Raw genomic sequence first — 26,931 nt, forward strand, 5'->3', positions numbered from 1 at the left:
GCCTGCACGGACCAGAACCCTAGACGTTCGTCGGTACACGCCTCATTCGGCGCGCTGCCAGGGTCGATCCATGAAGGTTATTGCCACGATCACCGCGGCGACCCTGCTGGCCTTCACCACGGCAGGACTGGCTTCGGCTGCCTCAGCCGAACCCCGGACTCCGCAGGTGGACAAACCACGACTGCAGGCGGCGGCCGAGAACGTCCGCCTGAAAGCCTCACTTCCCGGTACCGAACGGGCCATCTCGATCGCGTTCGCCCAGTACGGCAAGCGCGACGTGGCGTTCGTGAGCATGGAGACCGGGCTCAAGACGTTCGACGTCACCGATCTCGACCAGCCGAAGCTCCTCGACCACCTCACCAAGGAGGAGATGGCGCTGCCGGGCGACGACCCGGCGAAGCGGTTCTGGGAGAACGAGGACATCAACGTCGACCCCAAGCGCAAGCTCGCGTTCCTGGCGCGCGAGGTCAACTCGTTCGGCCGTGCGCTGCCCGGCGACCGCCCGACCGGCAACTACATCGTGTCCGCTGTGGACCCGGCTGACCTCAAGATCCTCAGCTTCCACCGGCAGAACACCGGTCACACCAGCACCTGCATCAACGACTGCTCCTTCCTCTGGACGGCCGGACTGGACAGGTCGGACGCCAAGACCGGGCGGATCTTCGTCACGGACATCCGCGATCCGAAGACCCCGAAGGAACTTCCGGTCTCCGTCGACGTCCGCGGCGAGGCCGGCGAGGGGAAGATCACGCACGACGTGCAGGTCGACGCCCAGGGCATCGCGTGGGTGGCGGGCGACGACGGCACCCGCGGCTACCACACACAGGGCCGGCACCGCGACCCGTTGACCGGCGAGTACCGCGAGGCGAAGGCGTGGGATCCCGTTCCGTACGCGGGCGGTGCCGTGCCGAAGGCGGACATGCCGACCTCGTTCACGCACAACTCGTTCCGCCCGATCGGCCGCACGCTCCTGGACGGCCCGTTGCCCACGCGTGAGAACCCGCCCGGCTCGCTGCTGCTGCACACCGAGGAGGCGTTCGGCTCGCCCACCTGCAAGACCGAGGGCCGGTTCGTCATCTCCTCGCTGCAGGGCACGCACAACGGTGAGGGCTGGGGCGAGACGCCCAAGGAGATGAAGACGGTCGGCATCTGGAGCCCGGACGACCAGGAGGGCACGATCCCCGGCAACGTCACGTGCTCCGCGCACTACTTCGACGTGCAGAAGAGGATCGTGGCCTACTCCTGGTACAACCAGGGCACCCGCTTCCTGGACATCTCCAACCCGGCCAAGCCGATCCAGATCGGGTACTGGCGGCCGGACACCGCGACGTCCTGGGCGCCGTACTGGCACCGCGGCACCGTGTTCGTGGCGGACATCTCGCGCGGCGTCGAGATCCTGCAGCTGGAGAAGGGCGCCTACGAGGCGCAGGCGAGCGGCACTCCCGTGACGCTGACCGCGCACCACGCCAGGGAACTGGCCAGGGAGAGCGACAGGGAACCCGTGCCGCTCGCCCCGAACCCGTTCTACGGCTGGGCCTGCCCGATGGTCGCCAGCCGCGACGACTCGGCCGACTGCGGTGCGGGAGCCTGCGGCGCACCCTGCTGAGCCACGCCGGACCTGACAGCGGCCTTCGCGCGCTGGCGGGTGATCACACGCCGGCCGAGGTTGATCATCGGGATCTCCACGGTCGCGTAGAGGACACTCGCCAGCGCCAGACCCAGTGCCGTGACCACGACGGCCTGCCCGAGACCGGACAAAGCGGGCCAGAAGAACGCGATGATCGTCGCGGCGATCGTCTGCACCAGGTAAAGCGAGTACGAGCGCTCTCCGACGAACTGCATCGGTTTCACGGACAGGAACGTCGTGGCCGGTCCGGGCGCGATCATCGCGGTCAGCAGCACGGCCGTCGCGAGCGCGTACACCGGGATGACCAGCACGTGACCGGGAATCCCGTTGATCCCGTCGAGGAATCCGGCGATCGGCTTCACGCTCAGGTGCACCGCGACGAATCCGATCGCGACGACGACCTGCGCGACGCGGTTGGTCAGCGGGCGCAGCAGGGCGAATCCACGCGGGCTGTGCAGGGCGACCGCGAGCAGCACGCCCGCCAGGATCGAGAAGTAGTGCAACGGCCAGCCGGGGTTGCTGTGCGACGCGGTGAAGTTCACGACCACGAGCGCGAGCAGCATGCCGAGGGCGGCGGCACCGGCGCGGCGGCGCAGCACGACGGTGCCCAGCGCGATCGCCACCAGCGGCCAGACCAGGTAGAACTTCTGCTCGATGCCCAGCGACCAGGACTGCCCGTACGGGCTGGCGTCGGCGAACTCGTTGGTGAACGAGAAGAAGTACGGCAGCGCGGGGCCGATGCCGTTGCTCAGGAACGTGCCCGCCACCGCGGACGCCACGACCGTCACGAGCAGGATCACGAAGTAGACGGGGAGGATCCGGAAACCTCGCCGCAGGTAGAACTCACCGAGCGAGATCCGGCCGGTCCGCTGCTCCTCGCGCAGCATCAGCGTGGTGATCAGGAATCCGCTCAGGACGAAGAACATCTGTACGCCGGCCCAGCCCTGGAGCCGATCCGGTCCGCCGTAGTGGAAGAAGACGACCAGAACCGCGGCGATCGCACGCAGGCCGTCCAGAGCGGGAAAGCGGCGCAACGCCAGGTAGTCGGCGTGCGTCAGTGAACTCATGCAGGAAACACCTCAGGGCAAGCGTCGGGGATGACGACGTCGGGGGATGCGTCGTCGGCACTGGGGGATACGGATGTAAAGGTGCCGGGGTTCCCTGTCGAGTTGCTCAAACCAACATTTTCGTGTTGTTCGTCACGGATTCAACAGGGTGAATCCCGGTCAGCAGCGGGAGAGCGGTGAAAGCTTCTCCAACGGAGCGACGGCCGCGACGCGCCACCCCTGCTGTGTGAGCGCTCCGCCGTGGACCTCCAGCCAGTAGCCGCCTTCGGTGGTGTGCACGGTCGCGCCGCTGCGGATGTCCGTGACGTACGACGACTCCGACTGCCACGACACGAAGTCGCCGCTTACCCGCGGGAACACGATGCCCTCCGTCCTCGGCGCGGACCTGACCCCGGCCAGCTCCCGCGGTTCGGTCCAGCCCTCGCGCCAGCCGATCAGCTCCTCGCCCCGCGTCCACACCACCGTGCGGCCGTCGGACACCACGCTGCCACCGGGTTCGGCGTTCTTCAGCTGCTCGGGCAACGCGCCCTCGGCGCGGAACTTCCCGTCCTGCAGCCAGATGACCGCGTCACCGAGGAAAGCCGGCAGTCTGCCGGGGCCGACGACCCTGTCCTTCTTCCTGGCCAGGTCGTAGAGGTGCACGCCCGCGCTGTCGGACCAGGCGGCTTTGCCGTTGTGCACCACAGCGCCGTTGCCGCCTATGCGCACGGGCGCGCCGTCGTTGCGCGAGTCCCACGCGTAAGTCGTGGTGGTGTGGTTTTCCGGGTGCGGTGTCGTGGAGAACGTCACCCAGCGGCCGTCGAACTCGACGCCGAAGAGCTGCCCGTCGTTCTGCACCGCCATCACCTGCTGGCGCTTGCCGTGGTCGTGCAGCACGAGCTCGGTCGTTCTGTTGCGCGTGGTCTTCACCAGTGTCGTGCCGGCGTCCTCGTTCGCCGCGACGACGATGACCTTCTCGTGCGGGCCCGCCTCCGTCCTGTCGAGGGACAGCAGGTCCTTCCAGCTCTGGGGAAGGTCCACCCGGCAGGTGCTGAGCTTGCTCTCCGCCGTGTAGTCGGACGGCCGGTCGATCGGATAGGCGGCCACACAGCCCGCGAGGGCCGTGACACCCGCCAGCGCGATGAGCGCTCGCATCAGTCTCCCAAATCGTGATCACCCCAGTGACCCGGAAGACGTGTGGCGGGTGTTCAGGTTGTCCAGGCGGGCAAGGCGTTCGCGGTGCGCGTGCCGAGACCCAGCGCGAGCGCGAGCCGCAGGTCTTCTTCCGTGTCCACGTCGCAGCGCAGCGACGGCCACGCCCCGATCAGCGCGACCGCGCCGGAAAGCCGGTGCAGCCCGGCCGACCCGACACCGAACCGCGGGTCGAGCTCACCGCCGGGCGCGGCGAGGAGCAGCGTCGTGCCGGTGCCCTGGCGGTCGGGGACGAACGCGCGGCGGCCGGCCGAGGCTTCGAGCGCGGCCTGCAACTCGTCGGGCCTGAGCGCCGGCAGGTCCGCCTGGAGCGCGCCGATGCGGGACGACCGGAGCGTGCGCGCGCCGTGCTTCAACGCCGCGTTGAGTCCGGGCTCGGTGGGTTCGGGCAGCGACTCGACACCCAGCGCGGCCATTTCCGCAGCGACCGCCGGGTCGGATGTGATGGTGACCACTCGGCGGACTCCGGGGGTGGCCGAGGCCGCGCTCACCGTGTCGAGGGCGAGCGCGAGCGCCAGCGCCGCGTGTGACACCGGATCTCCGCCGGTCGCGCTGGTCAGCCTGGTCTTGGCCCGGTCCAGCGTCTTCACCGGAACCACGAGGTCAACTTCATCCCGCACCTGGCCATAGTCCACGATTCGGCGACTACTGTGCTGTCGGGCGCAGATCTACGCAGGTTAGGAGAGGCCTCGTGGCCAAGAGGGAGAAGGGCGGCTTTTGGGTCGGGGTCGCCGCGGCGATCGTCTACCCGATGTCGTTCGTGCTCGGCAGGCACCGGATGGTGCACGGGGAGCGCATCCCGCGCGAAGGTGCAGCACTGCTCGTCATGAACCACATCTCGCACCTCGACCCGTGCTACGACGCCATGTTCGTGCACAAGAACTACCGGGTGCCGCACTTCCTCGCGAAGCACAGCCTGTGGAACGTGCCGATCATGGGCAGCATCCTGAAGGGCGCGAAGCAGATCCCCGTCTACCGGGGCACCACGGACGCCCAGCAGAGCCTGCGCGAGGCGCACAACGCGCTGGAGACCGGTCAGGTCGTGGTGATCTACCCCGAGGGCACGATCACCAAGGACCCCGGCGGCTGGCCCGCGAACTCGCGCACCGGCGTGGCCCGGCTGGCGCTGCAGCACGACGGCCCGGTCATCCCCGTCGCCCGCTGGGGCACGCTCGACCTCTACAACCACTACCAGAAGAAGTTCCGGCCGCTTCCGCGCAAGACGATCACGCACTTCGTCGGTGAACCGGTCGACCTCTCCGCGTACCGCGGCAAGGAGGAGACGCTCCCGTTGCTGCGCGAGGTCACGGACCTGCTGATGGGCGCGGTCAAGGAGCACCTGGCCGAGGTGCGCCAGGAGCAGGCGCCCGAAGGTTTCTACGGACCCAGGAAGGCCTGAACACCATGGCCATCGAACGTGTTGCGGTGCTCGGCTCCGGTTCGTGGGGCACGGCGTTCGCGAAGGTCATCGCGGACTCCGGTCCCGAGGTCGTGCTGTGGGCGCGGCGTCAGGAGGTCGCCTCCGAGGTCACCGAGACCCGCGTGAACTCCGGCTACCTGCCCGGCATCTCGTTGCCGGCCAACCTCACGGCCACCTCCGACCCGGCGAAGGCGCTGGACGGTGCGGACGCGGTGGTGCTGGCCGTGCCGTCGCAGACGTTGCGGGTGAACCTGTCGGCGTGGAAGGAACTGCTGCCGCCGGACGCGACGCTGGTGTCGCTGTCCAAGGGCGTCGAGCTCGGCACGCTGAAGCGGATGAGCGAGGTGATCCGCGAGGTCGCCGGCGTCGACGAGTCGCAGGTGGCCGTGGTGTCCGGGCCCAACCTGGCCAAGGAGATCGCCGTCGAGCAGCCGACCGCGACCGTCATCGCGTGCACGGACCACGACCGGGCGGTCGACCTGCAGCACGCGTGCTCGAACTCGTACTTCCGCCCGTACACCAACACCGACGTGGTCGGCTGCGAGCTGGGCGGGGCGTGCAAGAACGTCATCGCGCTGGCGTGCGGCATGGCGGCGGGCATGGGCTACGGCGACAACACGATGGCGTCGATCATCACCCGCGGCCTGGCCGAGACGGCACGGCTGGGCGCGGCGCTGGGCGCCGACCCGCTGACGTTCGCGGGCCTCGCCGGACTGGGCGACCTGGTGGCGACGTGCGCGTCGCCGTTGTCGCGCAACCGGTCCTTCGGAGAACGGCTCGGGCGCGGTGACACCCTCGCGCAGGCGCAGGAAGCCGCGCACGGGCAGGTCGCCGAGGGCGTGAAGTCCTGCTCGTCGATCCGCGAGCTCGCCCACGCGAACGGGGTCGACATGCCGATCACCGAAGGCGTCCACCAGGTCTGCCACGACGGGCTGAGCGTGCGTGAGCTCGGTGCCGCGTTGCTGGGCCGCGACAGGAAGCACGAGCGCCAGTGAACCCCGAACTCGGTGACGGCACGCGAGTCGTGCACGTGGTCTCAGGTGAGCCGGGCGAACCGTTCGGCGCGCAGCCGGTGTTCGCGTCGGCGTACCACCTGGGCGGCCAGGACTACTACGGCCGCGCGAGCAACCCGACGTGGCGCGCGCTCGAAACAGCTCTGGGGTCGCTCGAAGGTGGCGAGTGCGTCGTCTTCCCGTCCGGGATGGCGGCGATCTCGACGTTGCTGCGGACGGTTCTGTCGACGGGCGACACCCTGGTCGTCCCGTCGGACGGCTACTTCCTGACCAGGAAGTTCGTGTCCGAAATGGACGTGAACGTGGTCGAGGTGCCGACAGCCGGGCCGTACCCGTCGTTCGAGGGCGTGCGGCTGGTGTTGCTGGAGACGCCGTCGAACCCCGGTCTGGACGTCTGCGACATCGCGGCGCTGGCGGACCAGGCGCACGCCGCCGGCGCGTTGCTGGCCGTGGACAACACGACCGCTACGCCGCTCGGGCAGCGGCCGCTGGAACTGGGCGCGGACGTCGTGGTCGCCTCGGACACCAAGGCGGTCGCCGGGCACAGCGATGTCCTCTTCGGACATGTCACGCTGGCGGACGCCGAGCTGGCGGCCCGGATCCGCGACGCGCGGACGTTGAACGGCGCGATCCCCGGGCCGTTCGAGACCTGGCTCGCGTTGCGCGGCCTCGGAACCCTGGACCTGCGGCTCGCGCGGCAGGCGGAGAACGCGGCGGCGATCCACGCGTTGCTGAAGGGCCGCGTGGCGAACCTGCGGTGGCCGGGAGCGTCGGACGACCCCGCGTTCCTCGTGGCGGCGCAGCAGATGCGGCGCTTCAACGGCGTGCTGACGTTCGAGCTCGAGTCGGCCGAGGCGGTGAACCGGTTCCTGGAGCGCTCGGAGCTGGTGTCGGCGGCGACGTCGTTCGGCGGCCTGCACTCGACGGCCGACAGGCGTGCGCAGTTCGGTGACCCGGTGCCGGAAGGCCTGGTGCGCTTCTCGGCCGGCTGTGAGGACACTCGCGACCTAGTCGCGGACGTGTCCCAGGCTTTGGGACTGGATTGACGGAGGGTCCCGGTTCCGGGACCCTCTGCTCCATGTCCTTCAACGCATGTTGCTGTTGTACCTGGCGATAGTCCCGCGTCCTCTTTTCGCGCATTCGCCTGGTAAGGACCCTTTCTCCGATGTTCGCCGTTCCTGAGAACAGCGTCGTGCTGTCTGAGAACTCCGCTCTGTTGCACCCCGTCCGGGTGGCTCTGTCGTGGTCTGCCGACCGCGACCGCTGGAAGCACCTGCTCCGGTACGACCCGGAGGAGCGCTTCTCGGCGTTGGTCGACAAGACCGACGACCAGGAGATCTGGCTGATGAGCTGGCTCCCCGGACAGACCGCGTCACTGCACGACCACGACCACACTTCTGGTGCGTTCACCGTCGTCAGCGGCATGTTGACCGAGGTCGTGACCACGAAGATCCAGGTCGTGCACTCGCTTCACACCGGTCAGTCGCGCGTGTGGGGGCCCGGTTACGTGCACCAGGTGCGCAACGACGGTGTGGATCCGGCCGTGTCGATCCACGTCTACCGCCACGGCACACGCGCGATGACCTCGTACCGCTACGACCCGCTCAACGGCCCCGTTCGCTGACATGCGGCGGGATGGCCTTGTCCGTCTCGTGCGGCACGGGCGCTCCCCACGTCGTGATGAGCGGCATGTGCCCGGCCCACACGAGGTTCGCTTCGAGGTCCGACGGCTCCTCGCCCGGCCCGCCCTCGCGCACCTTGACGCTCGCCTCGGTCAGGTCGATCTCCAGCGCGGCCGTCTGCGCGAGCTCCTTCTTGGACGGTTCGCGCGCGTAGTCCCAGCTGCCCGGCGTGACGTGCTCGACGATCGTGCGCAGGGCGTGTGCGGTGTCCTCGGCGATCTTCGCGGTGCCGTGGACGATCGCGGACCGGTAGTTCATCGAGTGGTGGAACACCGACCGCGAGTAGACGACTCCGTCGACGAGCGTGACGGAGACGCAAACCTGCTTGCCCTCCAGCATGCTCCTGATGGACCGTGAGCCCGTCGAGCCGTGCAGGAAGATGCGGTTGCCGTCCCGTCCGTACGCGGTGGGGATGAGGAACGGCGCCCCGTCGACCTCCACGGCGAGGTGGCACACGAGGCCCGCGTCGAGGATGTCGTAGAGCACCTGACGGTCTTCGACGGCTCGGTTCTTGCCGCGGACGACGGTGCTGCGCGGGGTGGGGGAGAGCTGCACGTCAGTGGTCATGTTTCCACTGTGCTGCCGGAAGTGGCATTATTGAAGCGCCATTTTCCGTCGATTTGAGAAGGCCACTTTGGCTGAGACCGCGCTTCCCGTGGCACTGGACCGCGAGTCCGCTGAACCACTCGCCGTCCAACTGGCCGACGCATTGCGTTCCGCCGCGTCGGAGGGCCGTCTGCGCGCGGGCGACCGGTTGCCGTCCACGCGCGCGTTGGCCGACTCGCTCGGAGTGTCCCGCACGGTCACCGCCGCCGCCTACGAACAGCTGCACGCGGAGGGCTGGATCGCCGGCCGGCACGGCTCCGGCACCTACGTCACCACGACGCCGCCCGGCCCGCTGCGCAAACGTTCGCGCAAGCCGGTCGCGCCCGTCATCACCGACTTCGTGGACCTCGGTACCGGCGCACCCTGGGCCGGCGGCCTCGACCGGGCGGCCTGGCGCCGCGCCTGGCGTGCTGCGGCGGACGCGCCCCCGCTGTCCCGTCCCGAACGCGCGGGCCTGCCCGAATACCGCGAGGCCATCGCCGAACACCTGCTGCGCCACCGCGGCCTGGCCGTCAACGCCGACCCCGTGCTCGCGACCGGCGGCACCACCGCCGTGCTCACCGAGATCGCCGTCGCGGTGCTGAAGCGAGGCGACGCCGTGGCCGTCGAGGAACCCGGCTACCAACGGGCGGTGGGCGTCTTCCGAGCCAACGGCCTGAAGGTCGTCCAGGCCGCCGTAGACGCCGAGGGCCTGCTCCCGGACGCGGTGCCGGCGGGCGTGAAGGCCGTCTACTGCTCGCCCGCCCACCAGTACCCGCTGGGCGGCCGCATGTCGGCGGCACGGAGGGTCGCGCTGGTGGAACGGGCGAGGCGCGACGGCTGGCTGGTCATCGAGGACGACTACGACGGCGAACTCAGGTACGACGTGGCGCCGCTGCCGTCACTGGCCGCACTGGCCCCCGACGTCGTCGTCCACCTCGGCACCACGAGCAAGATCCTCACCCCGACCCTGGGCGCGGGCTGGATGGTCGCCCCCGAACACATCGCCACGACCGTCCTCGAACACCGCGACCTGACCGGCACCAGCCCGGCCGCAGCGGGCCAGCGAGTCGTCGTCGAGCTGGCACGGATGGGCGACCTCGGCAGGCACCTGCGCAAACTCCGGCGAGAGCTGTCCGAACGGCGCGCACTCATCATCGACACGTTCGCCGACGCCGGCATCGAGGTCCTCGGCGACGACGCGGGCGCGCACGTCGTGGTGCTGCTGCCCAGCGCCGAGCAGGAACGCTCGTTGATGAGGCAGGCGCTCGAGCGCGGGCTGCGGGTGGACGGGCTGGCCCGGCACTACGTGAACCGGCCCAAGCTGCAGGGGCTCGTCATCGGGTACAGCGCCTGCTCGCGGGAGCAGCTGGTGAACGCTCTGCCGGTGCTGACGGAGTTGCTCAGAGGGAGCGGCTGACAGCGTGAGCGGGCCGATCGCCGGCAACGCGTTCACGCCACCGACCAGGTCTAGAAGTCCGGCCGCGCCTTCCACGACGACTCGACGATCCACTTCCGGCTCGGCGGCGGTTCGCTCTGGCGACCCCGGATGGGCCGCGATCCGCACGTCCGCGTAGGCGCGGAGTCCGGCGTCGTCGTCCAGGTCGAGCGCTTGGATCTCCAGCACGCGGCCGAGGCCAACTGGCGGGTAGGCACAATCGCCCAAACGGGTAGGGTCGCCCGCATGACGCAGCGCAAGACAAGGGTGGCCGTGGTCTTCGGTGGCCGCAGCTCCGAGCACGAGGTCTCCTGCCAGTCCGCCAAGAGCGTCCTGCCGCACCTGGACGCGGACCGGTTCGAGGTGGTGCCGATCGGCATCACACCGCAGGGGCAGTGGGCACTCGGCACGGACCCGAGCGCGCTGGAGCCGGGCGCCGGCAACCTCCCGACGCTGCGCAACCAGACCGTCGTCGCGATCGAGCCCGGTCACGCGCTGAAGGACGTCGACGTCGTCTTCCCGTTGCTGCACGGCGCGTGGGGTGAGGACGGCACGATCCAGGGCCTGCTCGAACTCGGTGGCCTTCCCTACGTGGGGCCCGGTGTGTTCGCGAGCGCCGCCGTCATGGACAAGGTCTTCGCCAAGAAGATCCTGCAGGCCGAGGGCATCAACGTCGGCAAGTTCGTCGCCCTCGACCGCGCCGCCACGACGCTGACGCTGGACGAGCGCGAGCACCTCGGCCTGCCGGTGTTCGTGAAGCCGTCGCGCGCGGGGTCGTCGGTCGGCATCTCCAAGGTGAGCGACTGGGCCGACCTGGACGCCGCGATCTTCGAGGCGCGGCAGCACGACCCCAAGGTCATCATCGAGGCCGCCGTGGTGAACCCCCGCGAGATCGAGCTCGCGGTGCTGGAGTTCCCGGACGGCCGCGTCGAGGCCTCGCTGCCCGCCGAGCTGCGCCCGGTCGGTGACGGCGCCGACTGGTACGACTTCGAGGCCAAGTACGTCAACGACTCCTACGAGGCCGACATCCCGGCGAAGCTCGACGACGACGTCACCGCGCAGCTGCGCGAGCTGGCCGTCACCGCGTTCAAGGCGCTCGACTGCCAGGGTCTGTCCAGGGTGGACTTCTTCCTCACCGAGCAGAACGAGCTGATCGTCAACGAGCTCAACACCATGCCCGGCTTCACGCCGATCTCCATGTACCCCAAGGCGTGGGACGCGACGGGCATCGACTTCACGACGCTGCTGACCACGCTGATCGAGACGGCGATCGCACGCGGTTCAGGCCTCCGTTAGGCAGGCACGGTGACCGCCGACCTTCACCGCGTCTTTCACCACTCAGCAGGACGCCTCGCGGCACCGGCCCCGCGCCCCCATATGCCCGATATGAGGACGCGGGGCCGGCACCACGATGCGCCCGTCGGAGCGGCGAAAGACGGGGCGAATGCCGACGGTCACCGCGCCTCGGTCTTGACCGGCTGCTTCGGCAGGAGGTCGCGCACGGTGGTGGAGATGTCCTGCAACGGTCCGGTGCCCGCGTCGGCGGGCACCGTCAGTGCCACGTACACGCCGCGGTCCACGATCACCCAGGTGGAGCTGTCCGAGCCGGGCAGCTCGAGCCACTGCACGTCGGAGATCACCCGCAGCTGCGAGGTCGCGGACAGTTCGGCCGGCCTCGGCAGGCCGCAGCGCAGGACCACCGGATCGTGTTTGGCGTCACCCCACGCCACCGTGGCGGGGGGAGCGGGCGTGGCGATCTCCCGGCGGGACAGCATGTCCTTCCCGGACGGCAGGCCCACCGGCAGCTTCTCGACCAGGGAAGCGCATTCCGGACTGCCGGCCGACGGAGCGTCGATCGAGACCAGCGCGAGCGGACCCGTGCGACCGGGTACGTCCTCCGACTGGTTTCCCGTGCCCAGCACTAGACCGAGCCCGGCGACACCGATGGCGAGCAGCACAGCGAGCCCGACCGCCGCGAGCAGCGGCCGGGACAGCGCCGACGTGGATTCCTGCTGAGTCACCCGGTTATGACAACACGGGCTAGAGATGCACCACCGGGCAGGTCAGGGTCCGGGTGATGCCTTCGACGTTCTGGATGCGCGCGACCACGAGCTGGCCGAGCTGGTCGACGGTCTCCGCTTCGGCGCGCACGATGACGTCGTAAGGACCGGTGACGTCTTCTGCGGTGGCTACCCCGGTGATCCCGGAGATCTCGGAGGCGACTGCGGCGGCCTTGCCGACCTCGGTCTGGATGAGGATGTATGCATGCACCACGGCGTGCCCCTTCGTCGCGACAGGTTGGGTCGAGGTAGGAACGTGTCACGCAACGTACCCCAGTTGGGGTTCCGAATGCTCAGATTGGGAGGCAACTTTGCGTCCGGAGCCGCCGCGCGACGCGGAGACGGTCGCCGATGTGGGTGAGTTCAACCTCATCCACAGGGTGACGACCGGTCGGGCGCAGCCGGAGACGACCATCCTCGGTCCGGGTGACGACGCGGCCGTGGTCGCCGTCCCGGACGGACGGGTCGTGGCCTCGATGGACCTGCTCGTCGAGGGTGTCCACTTCAGACTCGACTGGTCCAGTCCCGAGCAGGTGGGCCGAAAAGCGGCCGCGGTGAACCTCGCCGACGTCGTCGCGATGGGAGCGTTGCCGTCCGCGCTGCTCGTCGGTTTCGCCTGCCCCGCGAACACCCCCGCAGCGGTCGTCGAGGGGATCATGGCGGGGCTGTGGGACGAGGCGGCGAAGGCCGGTGCGGGCATCGTCGGAGGCGACATGGTCAGCTCCGCCACACTCGTGATCTCGATCACCGCCATGGGCGACATGAACGGGCTCGAGCCGATCACGAGGTCCGGCGCACTCGTCGGGGACGTCGTGGCGGTCACCGGAAGGCTCGGCTGGGCCGCCGCGGGACTCGCCGTGCTCGGGCGCGGATTCCGTTCCCCGGTCGGCATCGTGAACGCCCAGCGCACCCCGGAGCCGCCGTACGAGGAGGGACCCAGGGCCGCCGAGGCCGGTGCCACGTCGATGATCGACGTCTCGGACGGACTGCTGCAGGACCTGAGCCACATCGCGGACGCGTCCGGCGTCGCGATCGACATCCGCACCGAACTGCTGCCGTTGCACCCGCGCCTGCTCGACGTCGCCTCGGCGCTCGGCGGGGACGCGCGGCACTGGGCGCTGACCGGAGGCGAGGACCACGCCCTCGCCGCGACGTTCCCCGGCCCCAAGGCGGTTCCGCCGAACTGGACGACCATCGGCACGGTCCGCGCGGGCGCAGGTGTCACGGTCGACGGCAGGAACTACGAAAAACCTCCTGGCTGGGAGCACTGGCGGGCGTAGAATTCACTCCTGTGGAACTATTCACGCGCGCGTATGACCATCCGGACTCGGTCAAGCTGATCGCCGACCTCCAGCAGGTCTTCGTCGAACGCTACGGCGACGAGGACGTCACGCCGGTCGATCCGGCGCAGTTCGCCGCGCCCCTGGGCTACTTCGTGGTCGGCTACCTCGACGGCGTGCCCGTCTCGTGCGGTGGCTGGCGGGTGCACCAGGAGCTCGACGGCGCGGCCGAGATCAAGCGCATGTACGTCGCCGACGAGCTGCGTGGCCGCGGCCTCTCCCGGCTGGTCCTGACGAACCTGGAGGACACCGCGAGGGCCGCGGGACATCGGCGGATGGTGCTGGAGACCGGTGTGCGCCAGCCGGAGGCGATCGGCCTGTACCTCGCCACCGGCTACGAGCGGATCGACAACTTCGGCGTGTACCGGGACCACCCGGAGAGCCGCTGCTACGGGAAGTCGTTGTAGGTTCGGGCGCATGGCCATCTATGCGCTGGGGGACTACACGCCGCAGATCCACCCGGAGGCGTACGTGCACCCGGACGCGACGGTGATCGGCGACGTCCGCATCGGCGCGTTCTCGTCGGTCTGGCCGCAGGCCGTGCTGCGCGGCGACTACGGGCGCATCGTCGTGGACGAGCGCACGTCGATCCAGGACGGCACGGTCATCCACTGCACCGAGGTCCACCCGGTGCACATCGGATCGTCGTGCGTCATCGGCCACAACGTGCACATCGAGGGCGCGACCGTCGCCGACGACTGCCTGATCGCCTCGGGTTCGGTGGTGCTCAACGGTTCCATCGTGGAGAAGGGCGCGATCGTCGGCGCCGGCGCTGTGGTCTCGTTCGACGGCCACGTCCGCGAACGCACGATGGTGCTGGGGGTTCCCGCCCGCGAACGCGCCGGACACGTTGTGCCGGAACAGGCCTGGGCGTTCATCGTCGAGAAGTACGTGCAGAACATCGCTTTGTACCGGGAGAAGCTCCGTCGGCTCGATTGAGTGAGATAGGGTTCACAGCCGTGGCTCGTCCCCTCAACGAAGTTGTCGAAGCCGGTTGGGCTGAAGCTCTCGCCCCCGTTGCTGACCAGATCGCCGCCATGGGTGAGTTCCTGCGCGAGGAGGTCGCCGCCGGTCGCACCTACCTACCGGCGGGCGAGAACGTGCTGCGTGCTTTCCAGCAGCCGTTCCACCAGGTGAAGGTGCTGATCGTCGGTCAGGACCCGTACCCGACGCCCGGCCACGCGGTCGGCCTGTCGTTCTCCGTGGCCCCCGACGTGCGGCCCATTCCCAAGTCGCTCATCAACATCTACAAGGAGTACGCCGAGGACCTGGGGCACCCGATCCCGTCCAACGGCGACCTGACGCCGTGGTCCGAGCGCGGTGTCCTGCTGCTCAACAGGGCGCTGACCGTGCAGCCCGGCAAGGCGAACTCCCACCAGGGCAAGGGCTGGGAGAAGGTGACGGAGCAGGCGATCAAGGCGCTCGCCGCTCGTGACGCACCCCTGGTCTCCATCCTGTGGGGCCGCAACGCACGGAACCTGCGCCCGTTGTTGGAGCCGTTGCCCGCCATCGAGTCCGCGCACCCGTCGCCGCTTTCCGCGCACGCCGGGTTCTTCGGCTCGAAGCCTTTCAGCCGTGCCAACGAACTGCTCGAGAAGCAGGGCGCCGAGCCGATCGACTGGAAGCTCCCGTAATTGGTTCTTCCCCGCACGTCCCGCGGCACTAGCGTCGCGGGACATGCGGGGGAATCGAGATCTGAAAATCCTGGCTGCCGGCTCGGCCGTGTCCGAGTTCGGCAGCTCCCTGTCGGTTCTCGTCCTGCTGTTCTGGTCGACGCCCATCAGTCCGTTGCTGGTGGCCGCGATCCTGGTCGCCGAGCTGCTGCCCTTCGTGCTCGGCGCACCGATCGCCGGAATGCTGGTCGACAAGCTGCCGAACCGCAGGCTGCTGATCACCGCTCTGCTCGTGCAGGGTGTGGCGATCGCGGCCATCGCGCCCGTCATGAGCCAGCCCCTGCTCGTCATCGCACTCGTGTTGCTCTCCGGGTGCGGTCGTGCGGTGACGGTGCCCGCGACCTCTGCCCTGGTGCCCCACATCGCCGGCGAGGAAGAAGCGACGCGCGGGTACGCGTGGGTCGGCACCGCTCGTAGCCTCGGCAGTCTCGCCGGCGTGACCCTCGGTGCGTTGCTCGCCGGGTTCTTCGGGCATCCCGTCGCGTTGCTCGTCGACGGCGCCACGTTCCTCGTTTACGCCGTGTTGCTGGCGTTCGTGCGTGCGGAACGCAGGCCTTCCGGCGAGCACGCGGCGCGTCCCAGCGCGTTGGCGGGCATTCGGCACGTACGGCGTGATCCGGTGCTGTTCGCCGCGATCATCGGCCTGGCGTTCTTCGTCGGCGCGGTCGTGGTGATCAACGTCGCCGACCCCGCGTTCGTGCGGTACGTGCTGCACGGCGACGAGTTCATGCTGGGCGCGATGCAGGCGTGCTGGATGGTCGGCATCCTCTTCGGGAACCGGCTGGCCGCGCGGTTGAGGAGCGTTTCGCAGGTGGCTCAGGCCCTTGCGATCTCCGGCATCACCACCGGGATCGCCGTGCTGATCCCGGCGACGTTCCCGGTCGTCGTGGCGGCGGGCATCGGCTGGCTGATCGGTGGTGTGTCCAACGGCGTCGACAACGTGTGCATGAACGCCATCGTGCGAATGCGCACTCCTGAGGAGATGCGCGGGCGGGCCTTCGCCGCGGTCGGGTCGATGGTGACCGGCGCGAACCTGCTCGGGACTGCTGCCGCGGGCGGGTTGCTGCTGGTGATGGGGCCTCGGGCGGTGTTCGCGCTCGGTGGCACCGGGGCGTTGCTCAGCGGCGTCGCCTGCCTGGTGTTCGTGCGTCGTGCCCTGAAACGCGAAGAGAGCCCGGCCGTGGCCGGGCTCTCTTCGAACTGAAAACGATCTGTGGCGGTGATCAGCCGCGCACGACCTTGCCGGCCTTCAGGCAAGACGTGCACACGTTGATCCGCTGGCGCTGCGAGGCCGAGACCTTAGCGCGCACAGACTGGATGTTCGGGTTCCAGCGGCGGTTCGTCTTCCGCTGGGAGTGCGAAACCGAATGGCCGAAGCCCGGGCCCTTCGCACAGACGTCGCACACGGCAGCCACGTCAGCCACTCCTTCAGGTTCCTCAAGCGGTAAGTCTCGCGTCCCGGTGGGCGCGCAAGCGTGCACAAGCCTCATCCGGGCACGGCAACCCAATCAGGGTAGCCGGTGGCCTCACCCGCGACCAAACCGGGTGGATACTCTCGCCGCCATGCAGGTCATGGATGCGGTCGCGGTGCGCAGATGGGCAGACGCCTGCGTGCGGTCGTTGGACGCCAATCGGGAGTCGATCGACCAGATCAACGTCTTCCCCGTCCCGGATGGTGACACGGGCACGAACCTGCTGCACACGATGCAGTCGGCGCTCGACGCGCTGCTGCGCTCACCCATGTCGACCGTGGGGGACGCGTTGTCGGCGCTCGCCCGCGGCGCGCTGGCCGGGGCTCGCGGGAACTCCGGCGTGATCCTGTCCCAGGTGCTCAGGGGGCTGGCGGAGACCGTGCAGGAGGTGTCGCTGGTCACCGGCACCGCGCTGCGCAACGGACTGCACCGGGCCGACGAGCTGGCCACCGCCGCCGTGTCCAAGCCGGTCGCGGGCACCGTTCTGTCGGTGCTGCACGCGGCGTCCGAGGCCGCTCGTGACTGCGAGTCGGACGAACTGGACGACGTGGTGATGGCGGCGTCGCGCGCGGGTGCCGTCGCACTGGCCGACACGCCCCGCCAGCTCGCCGTGCTGGCCAAGGCGGGAGTGGTCGACGCCGGCGGGCGAGGGCTCGTTGTGTTGTTGGACACACTGGCTGCGGTGATCACCGGCCAAACCGTGGAAACGCCGATGGACGCGCCCTTGCTGCCGCGCACACCGGAGTCGCTGACGACCGAGCGCGAGAGCGGGTCGCCGGAGTTCGAGTACGAGGTCATGTACCTGCTCGACGGCACCTCGGAGGAGTCGGTCGCCGAGCTGCGCGCCACGTTGAACGGCCTGGGCGACTGCGTGTCGGTGGTGGGCGACGGCGTCTCGCTGTGGACCGTGCACGTGCACTGCAACGACATCGGAGCCGCCGTCGAGGCGGGTGTGCGCGCGGGGCGTCCGCACCGCATCACCGTGGCGCGGTTCGCTGATCAGATCGCCGCGCAGGCTTCACGGTTCGTGCGTGACCGGGCCATCGTGGTGGTGGTGAGTGGTGCCGTGGACCTGTTCCGGGCGGAGGGTGCCACGGTGTTCGACCTGGCTTCTTCTTCCGCGACGCCCACGGACCTGTTGTCGGCCATCGTGTCGACGCGCGCGCGTCACGTCGCGGTGCTGCCGGGCGATCCGGACCTCCGCGAGGCCTTGGACGAGGCCGTGGCGTACGCACAGGCCGCGGGGCAGGACGTAGTGGTGGTGCCGACGTTCTCGCCCGTGCAGGCTCTCGCGGCGTTGGCGGTGCACGACTCTTCTCGACGCGCTGGTGATGACGTTGTCGCCATGGCCGAGGCCGCCGCCGCCACGCGTCGCGGCGAACTCGCGATCGCCGCCGACGAGGCCCTGACGTGGGTGGGCCGCTGCCAGCCGGGCGACCTGCTGGGCATGCTCGACGGCGAGGTCGTGCTGATCGAACCGGGACCGGCGACACCGGAGTCGTTGATGGACCTGTCCTGCCGGCTGGTCGACCGCATGCTGGCGGGCGGCGGCGAGCTGGTGACCGTGATCCTGGGCGCGGACGTCCCGGAAGGCCTGGCCGGCGTGCTGGAGGACCACGTGCGGGTCACCCATCCGGAGGTCGAGGTGACCGCGTATCCGGGTGGACAGCCGGACGCGGTGATTTTTGTCGGTGTCGAGTAGTTCAATAGGGCGCGATGATCTCCTTCGACGACAAGCTGCAGCCGTTGCTCGGCAAGAAGTCCGCCGACGCACTGGAGACCGGCCTCGGCCTCACGACGGTCGGCGACCTGCTGCGCCACTACCCGCGCCGCTACGACGAGCGCGGGAAGCTGACCGACATCAGGTCGCTGGAAATCGACGAGCACGTCACGGTGCAGGCCGAGGTCCGCAAGTGCCAGAAGCGCCAGATGAAGGCGCGCCGCGGCCAGATGACGGAGGCCGTGATCACCGACGGCACCTCCGAGCTGCACCTGGTGTTCTTCGGCAAGCCGGCGTTCGTCGCCGAGCAGGAGCTCCTGCCGGGCACGCGCGCGTTGTTCGCCGGCAAGGTGGGCCGCTACCGGCAGAACCTGCAGCTGGTGCACCCGGCGTTCGAGGTCCTCACCGCGGAGCAGGACGGGTCGTCGTTCCTACAGGCGTTCCTGCCCGTCTACCCGGCGTCGCAGCACATCAACACGTGGAACATCGCGAACTGCGTGAAGCAGCTCCTGGAGATCTGGGACGGCGTGCCGGAGGACCCGCTGCCCGCCGACTTCCGCGAGGAGCAGGGCCTGATCGGCCTGGAGGACGCGCTGCGGGCGATCCACCGGCCGGAGAGCTGGGCGCAGATCTCCGTGGCGCAGCTGCGGTTGAAGTGGGACGAGGCGCTGGCCGTGCAGCTCGCTCTCGCCCAGCGCCGCAAGGCTTCCACGGCCCGTCCGGCGCCTGCCTGTGCGCGCCGGTCCGGCGGCATCCTCGACGCGTTCGACGCGCGGCTGCCGTTCACGCTGACGGCGGGCCAGGTGGAGGTGGGCGAGCAGGTCTCGTCCGACCTCGAGTCCACCGTGCCGATGAACCGGTTGTTGCAGGGGGAGGTCGGTTCGGGCAAGACGATGGTCGCGTTGCGGGCGATGCTCCAGGCCGTCGACGCGGGCCGTCAGTCCGCGATGCTCGCCCCCACGGAAGTCCTTGCGGCACAACACGCCCGCTCGTTGACCGAGATGCTCGGCGACCTGGCCCAGGCGGGCCAGCTGGGCGGCGCGGAGGACGCGACGCGCGTGACGCTGCTGACGGGGTCGATGAACACGGCCCAGCGCCGCCAGGCGTTGCTCGACATCGTGACCGGCGAGGCGGGCATCGTCGTCGGCACGCACGCGATCATCCAGGAGAAGGTGGAGTTCCACTCCCTGGGCCTCGTCGTGGTCGACGAGCAACACCGCTTCGGCGTCGAGCAACGAGCCGCCCTCTCGGCGCGCGGCGAACGCGAGAACCCGCACGTGCTGGTCATGACCGCGACGCCGATCCCGCGCACGGTGGCCATGACGGTCTACGGCGACCTGGAGGTCTCGGCCCTGCGCGAGCTGCCGGGAGGCCGCTCACCGATCAAGACCTCGGTGGTGCCCGTGCGCGAGAAGCCCACCTGGCTCGACCGCGCCTTCGCCCGAGTGCGCGAGGAGGTGGCGAAGGGTCACCAGGCGTACTTCGTCTGCCCGCGCATCGGCGACGAGGAACCGGCGAAGTCCGACGACGAGGACAAGCGCCCGGCCCTGTCCGTGATCGACGTGGCGACCATGCTCGCGGCGGGCCCGTTGCGCGGCCTCCGGATCGAGATCCTGCACGGCCGCATGCCCCCCGACGAGAAGGACGCGGTGATGCGCGCCTTCTCGGCCAACGAGGTCCACGTCCTCGTGGCCACCACCGTCATCGAGGTGGGCGTCAACGTCCCGAACGCCACGGTCATGGCCATCATGGACGCGGACCGCTTCGGCGTCTCGCAGCTCCACCAGCTCCGCGGCCGGGTGGGCCGGGGCAGCGCGCCGGGCCTCTGCCTGCTGGTCACCGAGATGCCGGAGATGACCGCGACGATGGAACGCCTCCGCGCCGTCGAGTCCACCCTGGACGGCTTCGAACTGGCCCAGCTCGACCTCGAACTGCGCCGCGAGGGCGACATCCTGGGCGCGGCCCAGTCGGGCCGCCGCTCGGGCCTGAAGATGTTGTCCCTGCTCCGCGACGAGGACATCATCGCGGACGCCCGCACGGCCGCCCAGCAGGTCGTGGACGCGGACCCGGACCTGGAGCAGCACCCCGGCCTCGCGGGGATGGTGGCGACGTTGCTGACGGAGGAGCGCGCCGAGTACTTGGAGAAGACCTAGCCGGGGTCCGCGCGGTGCGCTTCGTCCCGTGAGCGGGCGGGGTGGGCCGCGCGGCTGCACGGACGAGAGGTGCGTGGGGTGGCCTGGCAGGCGCGGCCGGTCGGTGGCGCCTGGCCGTTGCTTGCTGAGCTGCGATGTTGCTGGCTGACGGTCCGCCCACCAAGGCGCGCCGCCTGCCTGCCGTCAGCCCGCCTGCCCGTCAGCCGCTCGCTCACCAGCGCGCCCACCCGCTCTGCCCCGTCAGCCGCCTGACCACACCCATCGCCATCCCGCCACCCACGTCACCCGAACGTGTGCGCGCGCCAGCCCCGTATCCACCCAAACGTCTCGGTACGTTCCCACCCGTGCGTCGCATGCTCATCACCGCGCTGGCCGCCACCCTCGCCGTCCTCACCAGTCCCAGCCCGGTCCTCGCCGCCCCGGTCCTGCTCACCGGCGCGGAGTCCCGCTACCCGCACGCCATCCGGCTGGAGCACGGGACGTACCGAGGGTCGATCCTCGTTGCGCTGCACGGCTCTCACGTCGTGAACGTCATGCGTGCCTCCAAAACCGGCAAGAAGTTCCGGCAGGTCGGCGACTTCACCGACGAGGTGAGCGCCCACGCGTCGTGCTGCGGTCATCTCTACGAGCTGCCGCGTCAGGTCGGCGACATGCCTGCCGGGACTGTGCTGTGGGCGGGGTCGGTGGGGCTGCGGCACGAAGGGGTGAAGGCGCGGATCTGGCGCAGCACCGACGCCGGTGAGACCTGGCAGCACCTGTCCGAGTGCGCGCGGGCGATGCCCGGCGGCGGGCTCTGGGAGCCGGACCTGTCCGTTGACGCTCGGGGACGGCTGAACTGCTACTTCGCTGACGAGACCCACGAGCACCACAGCCGGTACATCGGGCGGTCGGTGTCGGCGGACGGCGTGCTCTGGTCGGGCAAGGAGAAGGTCGTCGCCGTGTCGGACGGCCGGCTTCGGCCGGGGATGCCGCAGGTCAAGCAGCTGCCGACCGGCGATTTCTACATGATGTACGAGATCTGCTCGCAGCCGGACCAGTACTTCTGCGAGGCGTACCACCGGAGCTCACGCGACGGGATCAACTGGGGTGACCCGGCGTGGCGGGGCACGAGGCCGACGACGAAGGACGGCAAGTACTTCACGCACACGCCGTCGATCGCCCTCGCGCCCAACGGCACGCCATGGGGCCGTGTGATCCTCATGGGACAGATGTTGATGTCCGCCGACGGCAGGGTCGACGCCGGCAACGGCAGGACGATCTTCGTGTCCGAGAACGGTGGCAGGGACGGCTGGTACGAGGCTCCCGCGCCCGTTCCCGTCGCCGGTGCGCGGGACGACAAGTGCGCGAACTACCACCCCAGCGGGGTCGCGTCGCTCGACGGAGACGAGCTCATCGGGTTCGCGAGCGACCTCGCGGCGAACGGCGGCTGCCACACGAGCTGGGCCACGAGCAGCCTGCCGCCGTTCCCCGGGTAGAACTCAGTCCTTCTGCCGAGGCTTCGGCAGCTGCTCGGTCTTCTGCTCACCGGAAGGCGCGGCGGGCGCGGCGGGCGCGGCGGGTTCGTCGTCGCCGTTCCCGTCCTCCAGCGGCTTGAGCACCGACATCGCCGCCTCCACCGCTGCCTGCGCGGCGTGGAACTGCGTCGCGAGGTTGTCGTGCGCCGAACGCAGCGACGACTCCTTCTCAGCTGCGGCGGCCGCGCGCTGGTCCGCCTCGGCGACGGCCTTGGCCCTCTTCTCCTCGGCTTCGCGCACCAGCGCCGCCGTCCGGGTCTCGGCGTCGCGGACGAGCGTGACGGCCTTCTCGCTGGCCTCGCGCACGGTGGTCTCGGCCTTGTCCTCGGACTCGCGCAGGGTCGTAGCCGCCTTCTCCTCCGCGGCACTGACCAGGGCGACGGCCTTCGCGGACGCCTCGGTGGTGGTCTGCTCGGCGCGAGCGATCGTTTCGGCCTCGAGGTCGGAGAGGACCTTCGCGGCCTCCTCCTGCCTCGCCTGGAGTTCGCTGTCGAGCTTCTGCAGCGCCGCGGTCCGCTTGGCCTCGGCGTCGGCGGTGATCCGCTCGGCCTCGGCCCGCGCGTCCGCCATCACCTTCTGGTGCTCGGCGGTCAGCGTCGCCTTGAGGCCGTCGTACTCCTTGTCCAGCTCGTCGTGGTACGCCTTGTACTTGGCGTCCAGTTCGACGCGGTGGGCGTCCAGGTCGGCCGACTTCTTCTCGAACTCGGCGGCGAGGTGCTCACCGTTCGCGCGCACCTCGGCGACCAGCGCCTCGTGCTCGGCGGCGAGCTTCGCCTGCAACGACGCGTGCTCCGCCTCCAGCTCCGACCTGCGACCGGCGGTCTGCTGGTCGAGCTCGGCGTGGCGCTGCTGGTAGTTCATCTCGAGCTGCTTGCGGCGCGCCTCGGTCTCGGCGAGCAGGCGCTGGTGGGCCTCGCGCTGGCCGGCCGCCCACTTCTCGGCCTCACCCCGCGTCGCGGCGGCCTTGTCGAGGGCGTCCTTGCGGATGTCCGCGATCTCTTCCTCGGCGAGGCTCATCATCACCCGGACACGCTCGGTGACGTTCGACGCGCTGACGGGAGCGTTGGCGAGGTTCTGGAGCTGGATCTTGGTCTTGTCGAGGTCCGCGCGCATCGAGTTCAGGAGCTTGGTGAGCTCTCCCACCTGCGCCGCGGCCGCGTCACGGGAGCGGTTCGAGTTCTTGAGGTCGAACTCCAAGCGGGTGACCCGTTCGTTCACCTGTCGCTGGTTGTAACCACGAAGGACAACGTCGAAATGCGGTGTGCGGGCAGTAGGCTGCCCGGCTCCATCAGCCCCGGCCATATGGCTCACCCTACCGAGATAGTCGCGAAGATCGTCACTCGATCTGGTTAAACCCACTACCGGCCGCAGTCTGACCGGGTGGTGGGTATCCACTTTGCTCTCACCACGCGAGAATCCGTGTGAACAAGACCGATCAGGATGACACCCATCACGTGGGACGGTCCTCCCAACAGGCAAGAGTCGCACGGTAACGTGCCACGACTGATGACTGCCGAGTAACACCGGGAGGGCACGGATGTTCCGCAAGGTTCTTGTCGCCAACCGCGGCGAGATCGCGATTCGCGCGTTCCGCGCCGCCTACGAACTAGGCGCGGGAACGGTCGCCGTCTTCCCCCACGAGGACCGCAACTCGTTGCACCGCCTGAAGGCGGACGAGTCCTACGAGATCGGCGAGCCCGGACATCCCGTCCGCGCCTACCTCTCCGTCGAGGAGATCATCAAGGCGGCCCGCAAGGCCGGCGCCGACGCGATCTACCCCGGTTACGGCTTCCTGTCCGAGAACCCCGAACTGGCCATGGCGTGCCGTGAGGCAGGTCTCACCTTCGTCGGCCCGGTCGCCGAGGTGCTGGAGCTGACGGGCAACAAGGCGCGCGCCATCGCCGCCGCCCGCGAGGCCGGGCTGCCGGTGCTGGAGTCGAGCCCGCCGTCCTCCGACATCGACGAGCTGCTCGAAGCGTCGAAGACCATGCGCTTCCCGGTGTTCGTGAAGGCCGTCGCCGGTGGTGGTGGCCGCGGCATGCGCAAGGTCGACGAACCCGGTGCGCTGCGCGAGTCCCTCGAAGCGGCGTCACGCGAGGCGGAGTCGGCGTTCGGGGACCCGACCGTGTTCCTCGAGCAGGCCGTGGTCGAACCGCGCCACATCGAGGTGCAGATCCTCGCCGACGGCCAGGGCAACGTGATCCACCTCTTCGAGCGCGACTGCTCCGTGCAGCGGCGCCACCAGAAGGTCATCGAGATCGCGCCCGCGCCGAACCTGGCGCCCGAGCTGCGCGACCGCATCTGCGCCGACGCGGTGAAGTTCGCGCGGCACATCGGCTACCGCAACGCCGGCACCGTGGAGTTCCTGCTCGACCCGCAGGGCCACTACGTCTTCATCGAGATGAACCCGCGCATCCAGGTCGAGCACACGGTCACGGAAGAGGTGACCGACGTCGACCTGGTGCAGTCGCAGATGCGCATCGCGTCCGGCGAGACGCTGGAGGACCTGGGCCTGTCCCAGGAGACCGTCCAGCTGCGCGGCGCGGCTCTGCAGTGCCGGATCACCACGGAAGACCCCGCCAACGGGTTCCGCCCGGACACCGGCACGATCAGCGCCTACCGCTCGCCCGGTGGTTCCGGCATCCGCCTCGACGGCGGCACGGCGGGCGCCGGCATGGCCATCAGCCCGCACTTCGACTCGATGCTCGTGAAGCTCACGTGCCGCGGCCGCACCTTCGAGCTCGCCGTCGCCCGTGCGCGCCGCGCGATCGCGGAGTTCCGCATCCGCGGTGTCTCCACGAACATCCCGTTCCTGCAGGCGGTCCTGGACGACCCGGACTTCTACGAGGGCCGCGTCACCACGTCGTTCATCGAGAAGCGCCCGCACCTGCTGACGGCGCGCCACTCGGCCGACCGCGGCACGCGCCTGCTGACCTACCTCGCTGACGTCACGGTCAACCACCCGAACGGCACCCGCCCGACCGCGGTCGACCCGCGCGAGAAGCTGCCGGTCATCGACCTCAACGCGGAACCGCTCGCCGGGTCCAAGCAGAAGCTGGTCGAGCTCGGTCCCGAGGGCTTCGCGCGGTGGATGCGGGAGAGCAAGGCCGTCGGTGTCACGGACACGACGTTCCGCGACGCCCACCAGTCGCTGCTCGCGACCCGGGTGCGCACCAAGGACCTGCTCGCCGTCGCGCCGCACGTCGCGCGCATGACGCCGCAGCTGCTGTCCCTGGAGTGCTGGGGCGGCGCGACGTACGACGTGGCGCTGCGGTTCCTCGCGGAGGACCCGTGGGAGCGCCTCGCCGCGCTGCGCGAGGCCGTGCCGAACATCAACCTGCAGATGCTGCTGCGCGGCCGCAACACGGTCGGCTACACGCCGTACCCGGAGGCGGTCACCAAGGCGTTCGTGCAGGAGGCGACGAACACCGGCATCGACATCTTCCGGATCTTCGACGCGCTGAACGACGTCGAGCAGATGCGCCCGGCGATCGAGGCCGTGCGCGAGACCGGGACGGCGGTCGCCGAGGTCGCTCTGTGCTACACGAGCGACCTGTCCAACCCGGACGAGCGTCTGTACACACTGGACTACTACCTGAAGCTGGCGGAGCAGATCGTCGGCGCCGGCGCGCACGTGCTGTGCGTCAAGGACATGGCCGGCCTGCTGCGGGCTCCGGCCGCGTCGCGCCTGATCACCGCGCTGCGCAAGGAGTTCGACCTCCCGGTCCACCTCCACACGCACGACACGGCGGGTGGCCAGCTGGCGACGTACCTCGCGGCGATCCAGGCGGGCGTGGACGCGATCGACGGCGCGACCGCGTCGATGGCGGGCACGACGTCGCAGCCGCCGCTGTCGTCGATCGTGGCGCTGACCGACCACACCGAGCGCTCCACCGGCCTCGACCTGCAGAACGTCTGCGACCTGGAGCCGTACTGGGAGTCGGTGCGCAAGATCTACGCGCCGTTCGAGTCCGGCATCCCCGGTCCGACCGGCCGCGTCTACCACCACGAGATCCCCGGTGGTCAGCTCTCGAACCTGCGCACCCAGGCCGTCGCGCTCGGCCTCGGTGAGAAGTTCGAGGAGATCGAGTCGATGTACGCGGCCGCCGACCGCATGCTCGGCCACCTCGTGAAGGTGACGCCGTCGTCCAAGGTCGTCGGCGACCTCGCGCTGCACCTCGTGGGCGCGGGTGTCTCGCCGAAGGACTTCGAGGCGGATCCCGGCAAGTTCGACATCCCGGCGTCGGTGATCGGCTTCCTGCACGGCGAACTGGGCGACCCGCCCGGTGGCTGGCCGGAGCCGTTCCGCAGCAAGGCGCTGGCGGGCCGTCCCGCGCCGAAGCCGGTCGAGGAGCTCTCCGCCGAGGACGAGGCGGGTCTCGTCGACGACCGCCGGGCGACCTTGAACAGGCTGCTGTTCCCCGGGCCCACCAAGGAGTTCCGCACGCACCGCGACGCCTACGGCGACACGTCGGTGTTGCGTTCCAAGGACTTCTTCTACGGCCTGCGTCCGGGCGAGGAGTACTCCGTCGACCTGGAGCCGGGCGTGCGGCTGCTGATCGGCCTGGAGGCGATCTCCGAGGCCGACGCGCGAGGCATCCGCACGGTCATGGCGACCCTGAACGGCCAGATGCGCCCGATCCAGGTCCGCGACCGTTCGGTGGCCGCCGACATCCCGGCCGCCGAGAAGGCCGACCGCACGAACCAGAACCACGTGGCGGCCCCGTTCGCCGGCGTGGTGACGGCGGTGGTGGCCGAGGGCGACCAGGTCGACGCCGGTCAGACCGTCGCGACGATCGAGGCCATGAAGATGGAGGCCGCGATCACCGCACCGAAGGCCGGTGTCGTCGGGCGCCTGGCGCTGCGCGGCGCCCAGCAGGTCGAAGGCGGCGACCTGCTGATCGTCCTGGAGTAAGTCGTCAGTCCCGAAGGGCCCGGTCTCGTCTCGTCTCGAGGCCGGGCCCTTCGTGGTGCGA

24 protein-coding genes are annotated in these 26,931 nt (G+C 69.7%); 16 read left to right on the forward strand and 8 right to left on the reverse strand.

Translation table 11 applies throughout. The features are described 5' to 3' along the window. The first annotated feature begins 70 nt into the window (after positions 1-70). The gene (locus LX88_RS11070; protein ID WP_258947705.1) at positions 71-1,606 is read left to right on the forward strand and encodes an LVIVD repeat-containing protein; all 1,536 of its coding nucleotides are present in this window, start codon (positions 71-73) and stop codon (positions 1,604-1,606) included. Here LX88_RS11070 and LX88_RS11075 read toward each other — a convergent pair. From LX88_RS11075 to cofC, 3 genes are all read right to left on the reverse strand, one after another. Further along, positions 1,525-2,694, reverse strand: coding sequence for an acyltransferase family protein (locus LX88_RS11075; RefSeq protein ID WP_258947706.1), 1,170 nt, complete (start codon positions 2,692-2,694; stop codon positions 1,525-1,527). The two genes, LX88_RS11070 and LX88_RS11075, sit on opposite strands and share 82 nt — an antisense overlap. A 159-nt stretch (positions 2,695-2,853) precedes the next feature. Further along, complete coding sequence (locus tag LX88_RS11080) at positions 2,854-3,828, reverse strand: hypothetical protein (protein ID WP_258947707.1); 975 nt, start codon at positions 3,826-3,828, stop codon at positions 2,854-2,856. Positions 3,829-3,881: 53 nt separating this feature from the next. After that, positions 3,882-4,505, reverse strand: coding sequence for a 2-phospho-L-lactate guanylyltransferase (gene cofC / locus LX88_RS11085; protein WP_258947708.1), 624 nt, complete (start codon positions 4,503-4,505; stop codon positions 3,882-3,884). Positions 4,506-4,576: 71 nt separating this feature from the next. Between cofC and LX88_RS11090 the strand changes: the two genes are divergently transcribed. The 4 genes from LX88_RS11090 (at position 4,577) to LX88_RS11105 (ending at position 7,942) form a co-directional block, all read left to right on the forward strand. Further along, the gene (locus LX88_RS11090; RefSeq protein ID WP_258947709.1) at positions 4,577-5,284 is read left to right on the forward strand and encodes a lysophospholipid acyltransferase family protein; all 708 of its coding nucleotides are present in this window, start codon (positions 4,577-4,579) and stop codon (positions 5,282-5,284) included. A gap of 5 nt (positions 5,285-5,289) precedes the next feature. Further along, positions 5,290-6,300, forward strand: a complete 1,011-nt coding sequence (locus LX88_RS11095) for an NAD(P)H-dependent glycerol-3-phosphate dehydrogenase (RefSeq protein ID WP_258947710.1) — start codon at positions 5,290-5,292, stop codon at positions 6,298-6,300. Continuing rightward, the gene (locus LX88_RS11100) at positions 6,297-7,364 is read left to right on the forward strand and encodes a cystathionine gamma-lyase (RefSeq protein ID WP_258947711.1); all 1,068 of its coding nucleotides are present in this window, start codon (positions 6,297-6,299) and stop codon (positions 7,362-7,364) included. Before LX88_RS11095 ends, LX88_RS11100 begins: the two co-directional genes overlap by 4 nt. Positions 7,365-7,483: 119 nt before the next feature. Next, positions 7,484-7,942 (forward strand): cysteine dioxygenase, encoded by a 459-nt coding sequence (locus tag LX88_RS11105; protein ID WP_258947712.1) that lies wholly within the window; start codon positions 7,484-7,486, stop codon positions 7,940-7,942. On the opposite strand, the gene LX88_RS11110 is transcribed toward LX88_RS11105, so the two are convergent. Beyond that, entirely contained in the window at positions 7,923-8,567 is a 645-nt protein-coding gene (locus LX88_RS11110) for a pyridoxamine 5'-phosphate oxidase family protein (RefSeq protein WP_258947713.1), read from the reverse strand. The genes LX88_RS11105 and LX88_RS11110 overlap by 20 nt on opposite strands. Positions 8,568-8,634: 67 nt before the next feature. Between LX88_RS11110 and pdxR the strand changes: the two genes are divergently transcribed. Further along, positions 8,635-10,005 carry a MocR-like pyridoxine biosynthesis transcription factor PdxR gene (pdxR, locus tag LX88_RS11115; RefSeq protein WP_258947714.1) on the forward strand — a complete coding sequence of 457 codons (1,371 nt, stop codon included), beginning with the start codon at positions 8,635-8,637 and terminating at the stop codon, positions 10,003-10,005. A 264-nt stretch (positions 10,006-10,269) separates the two neighbouring features. Next, on the forward strand, positions 10,270-11,319 hold the full coding sequence (locus LX88_RS11120) for a D-alanine--D-alanine ligase family protein (RefSeq protein ID WP_258947715.1): 1,050 nt from the start codon (positions 10,270-10,272) through the stop codon (positions 11,317-11,319). Between the two features lie 158 nt (positions 11,320-11,477). On the opposite strand, the gene LX88_RS11125 is transcribed toward LX88_RS11120, so the two are convergent. Next, positions 11,478-12,044, reverse strand: coding sequence for a DUF3515 domain-containing protein (locus LX88_RS11125; protein WP_258947716.1), 567 nt, complete (start codon positions 12,042-12,044; stop codon positions 11,478-11,480). A gap of 19 nt (positions 12,045-12,063) precedes the next feature. Next, positions 12,064-12,297, reverse strand: coding sequence for an Lrp/AsnC ligand binding domain-containing protein (locus tag LX88_RS11130; RefSeq protein ID WP_090008449.1), 234 nt, complete (start codon positions 12,295-12,297; stop codon positions 12,064-12,066). 97 nt (positions 12,298-12,394) lie between these two features. On the opposite strand from LX88_RS11130, the gene LX88_RS11135 reads away from it, so the two are divergent. From LX88_RS11135 to LX88_RS11155, 5 genes are read left to right on the forward strand one after another with little or no spacing between them, the layout of a single operon-like run. Next, complete coding sequence (locus LX88_RS11135; RefSeq protein WP_258947717.1) at positions 12,395-13,363, forward strand: thiamine-phosphate kinase; 969 nt, start codon at positions 12,395-12,397, stop codon at positions 13,361-13,363. An 11-nt stretch (positions 13,364-13,374) separates the two neighbouring features. Then, positions 13,375-13,830 (forward strand): GNAT family N-acetyltransferase, encoded by a 456-nt coding sequence (locus LX88_RS11140; protein WP_258947718.1) that lies wholly within the window; start codon positions 13,375-13,377, stop codon positions 13,828-13,830. A gap of 10 nt (positions 13,831-13,840) precedes the next feature. Beyond that, entirely contained in the window at positions 13,841-14,362 is a 522-nt protein-coding gene (locus LX88_RS11145; RefSeq protein WP_189153847.1) for a gamma carbonic anhydrase family protein, read from the forward strand. Positions 14,363-14,382: 20 nt separating this feature from the next. Further along, a complete protein-coding gene (locus tag LX88_RS11150; RefSeq protein ID WP_258947719.1) occupies positions 14,383-15,057 on the forward strand; it encodes a uracil-DNA glycosylase in 675 nt (224 codons plus the stop codon). Between the two features lie 43 nt (positions 15,058-15,100). Continuing rightward, positions 15,101-16,300: an MFS transporter gene (locus LX88_RS11155; RefSeq protein ID WP_258947720.1), complete on the forward strand. Its 1,200-nt coding sequence runs from the start codon at positions 15,101-15,103 to the stop codon at positions 16,298-16,300. A gap of 19 nt (positions 16,301-16,319) precedes the next feature. Here the strand turns inward: LX88_RS11155 and rpmB are convergent, their stop codons facing one another. Then, a complete protein-coding gene (gene rpmB / locus LX88_RS11160) occupies positions 16,320-16,511 on the reverse strand; it encodes a 50S ribosomal protein L28 (RefSeq protein WP_258947721.1) in 192 nt (63 codons plus the stop codon). A 148-nt stretch (positions 16,512-16,659) separates the two neighbouring features. Between rpmB and LX88_RS11165 the strand changes: the two genes are divergently transcribed. From LX88_RS11165 to LX88_RS11175, 3 genes are all read left to right on the forward strand, one after another. Further along, positions 16,660-18,270, forward strand: a complete 1,611-nt coding sequence (locus LX88_RS11165; protein WP_258947722.1) for a DAK2 domain-containing protein — start codon at positions 16,660-16,662, stop codon at positions 18,268-18,270. A 14-nt stretch (positions 18,271-18,284) separates the two neighbouring features. Continuing rightward, the gene (gene recG, locus LX88_RS11170) at positions 18,285-20,441 is read left to right on the forward strand and encodes an ATP-dependent DNA helicase RecG (protein ID WP_258947723.1); all 2,157 of its coding nucleotides are present in this window, start codon (positions 18,285-18,287) and stop codon (positions 20,439-20,441) included. A 344-nt stretch (positions 20,442-20,785) separates the two neighbouring features. Beyond that, positions 20,786-21,916 carry a hypothetical protein gene (locus tag LX88_RS11175; protein ID WP_258947724.1) on the forward strand — a complete coding sequence of 377 codons (1,131 nt, stop codon included), beginning with the start codon at positions 20,786-20,788 and terminating at the stop codon, positions 21,914-21,916. Between the two features lie 3 nt (positions 21,917-21,919). On the opposite strand, the gene LX88_RS11180 is transcribed toward LX88_RS11175, so the two are convergent. Beyond that, on the reverse strand, positions 21,920-23,173 hold the full coding sequence (locus tag LX88_RS11180) for a hypothetical protein (RefSeq protein WP_258947725.1): 1,254 nt from the start codon (positions 23,171-23,173) through the stop codon (positions 21,920-21,922). Positions 23,174-23,492: 319 nt separating this feature from the next. Here LX88_RS11180 and LX88_RS11185 point away from each other — a divergent pair, with 319 nt between their 5' ends. Then, positions 23,493-26,870: a pyruvate carboxylase gene (locus LX88_RS11185; RefSeq protein WP_258947726.1), complete on the forward strand. Its 3,378-nt coding sequence runs from the start codon at positions 23,493-23,495 to the stop codon at positions 26,868-26,870. Positions 26,871-26,931: the final 61 nt, after the last annotated feature.

The organism is Lentzea californiensis, from assembly GCF_024648825.1.
GTDB classification, from domain to species: Bacteria; Actinomycetota; Actinomycetes; order Mycobacteriales; family Pseudonocardiaceae; genus Lentzea; species Lentzea californiensis.